The organism is Undibacterium sp. RTI2.2, from assembly GCF_035018705.1.
GTDB lineage: Bacteria > Pseudomonadota > Gammaproteobacteria > Burkholderiales > Burkholderiaceae_D > Undibacterium.
Genome location: NZ_JASJXN010000024.1, coordinates 57,611 through 64,163, shown reverse-complemented (window position 1 = coordinate 64,163; position 6,553 = coordinate 57,611). Strand labels below are relative to the sequence as shown.

Here is a 6,553-nt window from a genome sequence, read left to right as displayed (position 1 = left end):
TGGCCGCTCCTTTCTCATCTATTTTGCGCTTCTCGCAATAAAATTACTCTCCGGTGTTTCGTTTTGCAAGAACCTCTGATTACTCAAAGTTATTGAGCCCAAACTGTATTACATTCAAATTGTTTCTGAAGTAAGCAATTGTTTCTTTGATGTCAGCGATATGCCAGAAGGGCTTACACAAAAAAGCCCCATTTGTGTTCCAACGCCGGTTCTTGGTAAATTAGTTACTAAATGCTGTCATCGTCGCTAAAGCTTGCTCGGGCAATTTGCGTTAGTGATGTAAACATTAAAAACCTGTTATCTTTGGTTGCGATTTGTTTATAAGTTTCTGCGTTCCCGCCCTCAAACTCACCTCTTAAAATCATGACCACTAAAACTGCCTTAGTCGCTGCAACTCTGTTCAGTTCTGCTACCGCACTTACAGTTAATTCTGCATTAGCCGCGCCAGCTGGCTTGTCTGGCTACGCTCTGCAACAGCAGTTTTCTTTCGGTGCTCCGACTAAATGGGACTATGTCGATATCGATAGCGTGCGACATCGGCTGTACCTTAGTCGTGGTGATCATGTGCAGGTGCTTGATCTGCCCTCTGGTCAGCAAGTCGCTAATATTGCCAATACCAAAGGTGTCCACGGCATCGCATTTGCGCAAGACCTAAAGTTGGGGTTTACGAGTAATGGTGCAAGCAATAGCGTTACCGTGTTTGATCTGGACACCATGCAGACAAAAGCAGAAATTAAGTTATCGGGCATCAATCCAGACGCCATTTTTTACGAATCTGCGTCACATAAATTATTTACCTTTAATGGAAAGAGTAAAGACGTTAGCGTGATTGATGCAATCAAGCTGACAGAGATTGCCAGCATCAAAGTCACGGGCAAGCCAGAGTTTGCAGTGAGTGATGGCGCAGGAAAAATTTATCTTAATATTGAAGATAACGCGGGCATTAATGTGATCGATGTGGCGTCTAATACGCTAGTCTCTAAATGGCCATTAAGCGGTTGTGAAGAGCCGACTGGCATGGCGATAGATGCCGCGAATGCACGTTTATTCTCGACCTGCCAAAATAAAATCATGGCAGTGACCGATGCCAAGACAGGTAAGCGCGTAGCCGATGTAGCGATTGGAGAACACCCGGACGCCGCGATCTTTGATGCAGAAACAGCGACCATATTTACATCCAATGGCGGCGGAACCGGAACACTAACGGTAATCCATCAGGATGACGCAAATCACTATTCCGTAGTAGCCAACGTACCGACCAATAAAGGTGCCAGAACCATGGCGATGGACCATTCGTCCAATACGATTTATCTGCCAACGGTGATGAATAATACGTTTACGGTATTGGTCGTCAACAAAAAATAAGTGTGCCAGCTTGGTTTACGTTTTAATTTACGCTTTAACTTAGACTACAACTTAGGCTACAACTTAGGAGGTAAACAAGGCCAAACCCGCATCGGCACGTGGCATTAAGGGGAAGACCGTAGCGAGTTGTTTGTCGCTGAGTTGCAGATGGCGTTCTGCAACTTGCGACAAGACGCTACGAAAGTCCGTTGTAATTGCCAGATCGCGGCCTTCGTACAAACTGTTTTCATCCAAGCCGCTCCAGCGTCCGTGGACTTTGCCTCCAGCGACTTTGCCGCCTAATACCCACATCACATTGCCATGCCCGTGATCTGTACCGCCGGTGCCATTTTCATGCGCGGTGCGGCCAAATTCTGACATCACGACGATCGTAGTGTCGTCAAATAAAGGTCCAAGTTGTTTGGATAGTGTGGCTAATCCTTTTCCTAAAGGACTTAGCAAGTTTGCCAGTTTGCCTTTATCGGACCCCTGATTGACGTGCGTATCCCAGCCACCTAAGGCAAAAAATGCCATCTGAATTTTTGGATCATTCTTCATTAATGTAGCGAGGCGCGAGGCGTCACGGGGGAATCCATTCGGTAGCGGGGCGCCATTGCTGGCTGCCATTTCTACTTTATCCATGTGATCCATTTTTTCCATCGATGCCGTCATGATGTCTTTATGCGCAGATTTGGCGTCCTGATATTGCTGCGAATAGGCCGCTTTGCCTTGGTACATTTTGTCAAACGCGTTGCCAATAGCCGGATTATCCAGCAAGGTCGCTTTGCTGCCTGCGGCACCGTTGGCGATATTGGTGACTACGGCATTGCCGCTTAAAATCCGCGGCATTACCGGACCAATGGCGAGCGAGCGGGTAGGGTATTTGTCACCAGGCAAAGTAGACAAGAGGCGATTCATCCAGCCATCTTGCGTGCTTTTTCTGCCAGGTGTGCCCGTCTCTAAATAGTCTTGCGCATCAAAGTGCGAACGCGTCGTGTCCGGTGATCCGCTGGAATGGACGAAGGCGAGTTTTTTCTCATTCCATAAATCCGTCAAATCTGCCAAGGCGGGATTCAGTCCAAAATAACCGTCCAGATTGATCGCGCCAAATTCTGTTCCCGGTTTAGCCAATCCTATACTTGGGCGTAAGCGGCGGTAGTTGGCGTCGCCCACTGGCGCCACCACGTTTAAACCATCCACTGCACCGCGCAACATAATCACAATCAGCTTTTTCTGGGCGACATCACCGTCCGACGATTGCAGCGCAAAAGCGCTACGTGACAGCGGCAACATAATGCCTGACGATAGCGCCAGTGTTTTTAAAACGTGTCGACGTAACATGGAATTTCCTTCAGGTTTTTCGCAAACGGGTCAGTGGTGCTTCGGTACAGATTCAGTACGGATTAAATGGGTAGGGAGATATGTTGATAGATGAATACACGTCTATATAAGCATATACTCCCCATTATTTTTACATAAATTGCCGTATTGTCTATAGATTGCATGGACGATTAAAATATACATGCTGGGAGTATGTTTAATCATCCAGACAATCACTACAAAAATTATCGGTTGTCATGCCAGCGCAGGCAAAAATCTAGTATTTTCAATTAGCTTATCCAAACAGATGATCTAAATTAATGATGCATAAAATCAGGACTACCCAACACCAACGCACCGCGTAATTGCTCTTTATTGCCATTAATTAGCTCACGCGTCGGTGCCGAGATTGAACTGCCTAAGGTCGCCAATAAAGCGTTTGCGTCCAAGGCTGGCAGGTCGGGGCGATTTTTCTGATTGCCGTCGGCTTGTTTCTCTAATTGCTTTTTGCCCATCGTCTGGCTAGTCTCATCCAGCTTTTTATCCAGCGGCAAACGCCCGGATGCTAAGGCTGTCGCAAAATTAATTCTGCGGGTGATGGCATCGGGATTGAGCCAGGCTGCCTCGGTATTTTTATAGCCATCGGGTGTGACGCTGCCATATAAAGGCATCCCCAATTGCGATAAAACACCTAACAAAGGACGGATATTATTGATCGGCAATGCGCTGGCACGGGCGGAGGATAAGACAAACTGGTACGGTGTTTTAAACTTATTGCCGATGGCAGTTTTATCGAAAAATTCTGGGCTATAAAATAACACTTCCAGCACCGGGCGAATTTCTCCTCTGGTATCTAAATAGCGTTGTGCCATTCTGTTGACTAAGGCCTCTGGCGGATTGTCGCTGACAAAATATTGTGCCAGTTCAAACGCGATGTGATGCGCGGTGTTCGGGTGCATTGCCAGAATGTCGAGTGCAAATTCGCCTTCTTGCTGACCACGCGGATTGATGTCTTTCCCCATCCATACTTTGTGGCCGTTGTCATGTGCATCGGCATTAAAGGTGAACTGGACGCCGTTGCGGACTAAATCACGTTGGTTAAAAGTCCATCCAGTGAGCATGCGCGCCAACTCCGTTACATCTTTTTGGCTATACCCACCGTCCACGCCGAAAGTATGAAGCTCCATTAACTCGCGGGCATAGTTTTCATTCAAACCTGTGGGTTTATTTTTAGTCGGACTAAGCTGGCCGAATTTGCCACCTCGGCCACGGCGAGGCTGGTAGTCAGCCGAGGTTGACATCCAGTTGTCTAAATAAAATAACATCGCCGGATGCTTAGCAGTTGCACCTAATAAAGTGCGGAAATTACCAAATACGTTGGGGCGAATTGCATCGCGCTCATAGCTGAGGATGAGTGCGCGATCTAAACCCTTGCCAGCGAAAATATTGAAGTGATTAAACCAGAAATCGACCATCACTTCTTCTAATTGCCGCGGGCTTTCTATAGCGCGTGCCAATCGGGATTCTGCAGTATTTTCTGCCATCCGGACCAAGATCTCACGGCCTTTTTGCTTGTCGTCTTTATTGTCCGCATTCTCCTTACCGTCTTTGTCACTCTTAGCTTCCTTCACTTCTTTACGTGCCATCAAATAGTCGCCCAGCATTTGACCGGTAGTGCTTTCTTCGGTGCTTAAGGAGTCTAGTCGTCTTACCAATGTGTCAGGCAGGGGAATCGTTTCTGGATGAAGCTGGGTTTGAATGTAATTTTTTACCCCCGTTTGCAGGACTTTATTGATGTCGCCTGGTTTGGGTCCGTAGCCTAGACGGTTAAGCACATGCAGTGCGGCGTCCTCGGTATTGGGGATGACGCCGACGTCGCTCTTGGTGGACTGCATATCGGTTGTCACTGAGCTAGCTGTAGCAACAGCGGCAGGAATACTGAAGGCCAGGCTTAAACTGGTCGTTAGCAACTGTCGTACTAATTTAGTTGACCAGCTCGCAAAGTACATAGAAGACTCCAGATAAAAGGGTGAGGACGAATAATTATTATAGTTACTTGATTAGCTAAGGCAATTTGCTTTTTTTCAGACCGGTGTTAGCTGATGTATTGGCTGATGCATTACCTGATCATTGCTACATAGTTGCATCATGGAAGTTGACGCAAAAAAATGCCAATAAAAAGTCGTAAAAGAGTGTTACGAGTGTAAGAGCGGATATGCTCAAGCCGACGTCATAAAACTAGCATCTTTAAAACTATCCACATGACAGCTGATTGAATGCTGATAAAAATATTGATTAATTGCCTATACTAGATGCTGGATGCCAGAGGCAAGCAGATCAAGAACAGATAAAAAAGGACAAGACCATGAACGAAGAAATAAGAATAGAACACGATTCATACGGCGATATTGAGGTTCCTGCAGATGCGTTGTGGGGCGCACAGACACAGCGCTCGCTGCATCACTTTGCGATTTCTACTGAGCGTATGCCGACTGCCTTACTAATGGCTTTGGCGCGTGTTAAGCGTAGCTGCGCGGTGGTCAATGATGATCTGGGTTTGCTAGATGCCAGCTTGGCGTCGGCGATTATCCGGGCTGCGGACGAGGTGCTGGCAGGTATGCATCCTGATGCTTTTCCCTTATCGATATGGCAGACCGGATCGGGTACCCAAACCAATATGAATATGAATGAAGTGCTGGCCAACCGTGCTTCTGAGATATTAGGCGGCAGCCGTGGTACTGCGCGCCTGGTTCACCCTAACGACCATGTCAACCTGGGACAATCATCGAATGATATTTTTCCGACAGCCATGCATGTGGCAGCGAGCCTGAGCATTGTTCATGATTTACTACCTGTGCTGGGTAATTTGCGTACCACTTTACATAACAAGGCAGTGGCATTTGTAGATATCGTCAAAATCGGTCGCACCCATTTGCAAGACGCAACGCCACTCACTTTAGGACAAGAAATGTCGGGCTGGGTGGCGCAGTTAGATTACGCCGATCAAGTGATTACCAACAGTTTAAGTTCGCTGGTTGATCTAGCGGTTGGCGGTACCGCGGTGGGCACGGGTTTGAATACCCATCCAGAATTTGGCGATCGCGTTGCGACAGAATTGGGGGCCGAAACAGGGCAGGGATTCCGTTGTGCCGGCAATCGCTTTGCCGCGCTCGCATCCCATGATGCTTTGGTCAGCGCGCATGGCGCACTCAAAACTCTGGCGGTTGCTTTGATGAAAATCGCCAACGACATCCGCTGGTTAGCATCTGGCCCGCGTTGTGGTTTGGGCGAACTACATATCCCGGAAAATGAGCCAGGTAGTTCTATCATGCCAGGCAAAGTTAATCCAACCCAATGCGAAGCCGTGACGATGGTCTGTTGTCAGGTGATGGGCAATGATGTCGCCTTAAGCATCGGTGGCGCATCGGGTAATTTTGAGTTGAATGTATTTAAACCCATGATCGCGCACAACTTTTTACAAAGCGTACGCTTGCTGACCGATGCCATGATGAGTCTTGATCTGCATTGTGCACGTGGCATGGAGCCAGACCGCACACGCATCGCCGAACTACTAGGCAACTCCTTGATGCTGGTCACCGCACTAAATCCCCACATAGGCTACGACCGTTCAGCAGAAATCGCCAAGTACGCACATGCCAACGGTAGCTCTTTGCGGGAGGCGGCATTGGCATTGGCTTATGTGACGCCAGAACAATTTGACGAGTGGGTACGACCGGAAAATATGGTGTGAAATTATTTTACTTCACAGCTAACTGTTTTTTAAAAAGACACATAAAAAAGACATATAAATAAAGCGATTCCATAAGTTAGACACCGAACAGACACAACCGATACCAACGGCGCATTGTCGCCTCTATTGCAGAACAAT

The 6,553-nt window shown here is 47.6% G+C and carries 4 protein-coding genes; 2 read left to right on the top strand and 2 right to left on the bottom strand.

From position 1 onward, the window contains the following. Window positions 1–363 precede the first annotated feature (363 nt). The gene (locus QN395_RS14015) at window positions 364–1,365 is read left to right on the top strand and encodes a hypothetical protein (RefSeq protein WP_322118439.1); all 1,002 of its coding nucleotides are present in this window, start codon (window positions 364–366) and stop codon (window positions 1,363–1,365) included. Between the two features lie 63 nt (window positions 1,366–1,428). Here QN395_RS14015 and QN395_RS14010 read toward each other — a convergent pair whose 3' ends face one another. Together QN395_RS14010 and QN395_RS14005 are read right to left on the bottom strand one after the other, a co-directional pair. Beyond that, the gene (locus QN395_RS14010; protein WP_322118440.1) at window positions 1,429–2,685 is read right to left on the bottom strand and encodes a DUF1501 domain-containing protein; all 1,257 of its coding nucleotides are present in this window, start codon (window positions 2,683–2,685) and stop codon (window positions 1,429–1,431) included. Window positions 2,686–2,981: 296 nt separating this feature from the next. After that, window positions 2,982–4,673 (bottom strand): DUF1800 domain-containing protein, encoded by a 1,692-nt coding sequence (locus QN395_RS14005; protein ID WP_323492216.1) that lies wholly within the window; start codon window positions 4,671–4,673, stop codon window positions 2,982–2,984. Window positions 4,674–5,029: 356 nt separating this feature from the next. Between QN395_RS14005 and fumC the strand changes: the two genes are divergently transcribed. Then, on the top strand, window positions 5,030–6,415 hold the full coding sequence (fumC, locus tag QN395_RS14000) for a class II fumarate hydratase (protein ID WP_322118442.1): 1,386 nt from the start codon (window positions 5,030–5,032) through the stop codon (window positions 6,413–6,415). Window positions 6,416–6,553 lie beyond the last annotated feature (138 nt).

Bases quoted from the DNA above. Each gene is read 5' to 3' on its own strand.
- QN395_RS14015 (WP_322118439.1), top strand. From the start codon at position 364: ATGACCACTAAAACTGCCTTAGTCGCTGCAACTCTGTTCAGTTCTGCT.
- fumC (WP_322118442.1), top strand. From the start codon at position 5,030: ATGAACGAAGAAATAAGAATAGAACACGATTCATACGGCGATATTGAG.
- QN395_RS14005 (WP_323492216.1), bottom strand. From the start codon at position 4,673: ATGTACTTTGCGAGCTGGTCAACTAAATTAGTACGACAGTTGCTAACG.
- QN395_RS14010 (WP_322118440.1), bottom strand. From the start codon at position 2,685: ATGTTACGTCGACACGTTTTAAAAACACTGGCGCTATCGTCAGGCATT.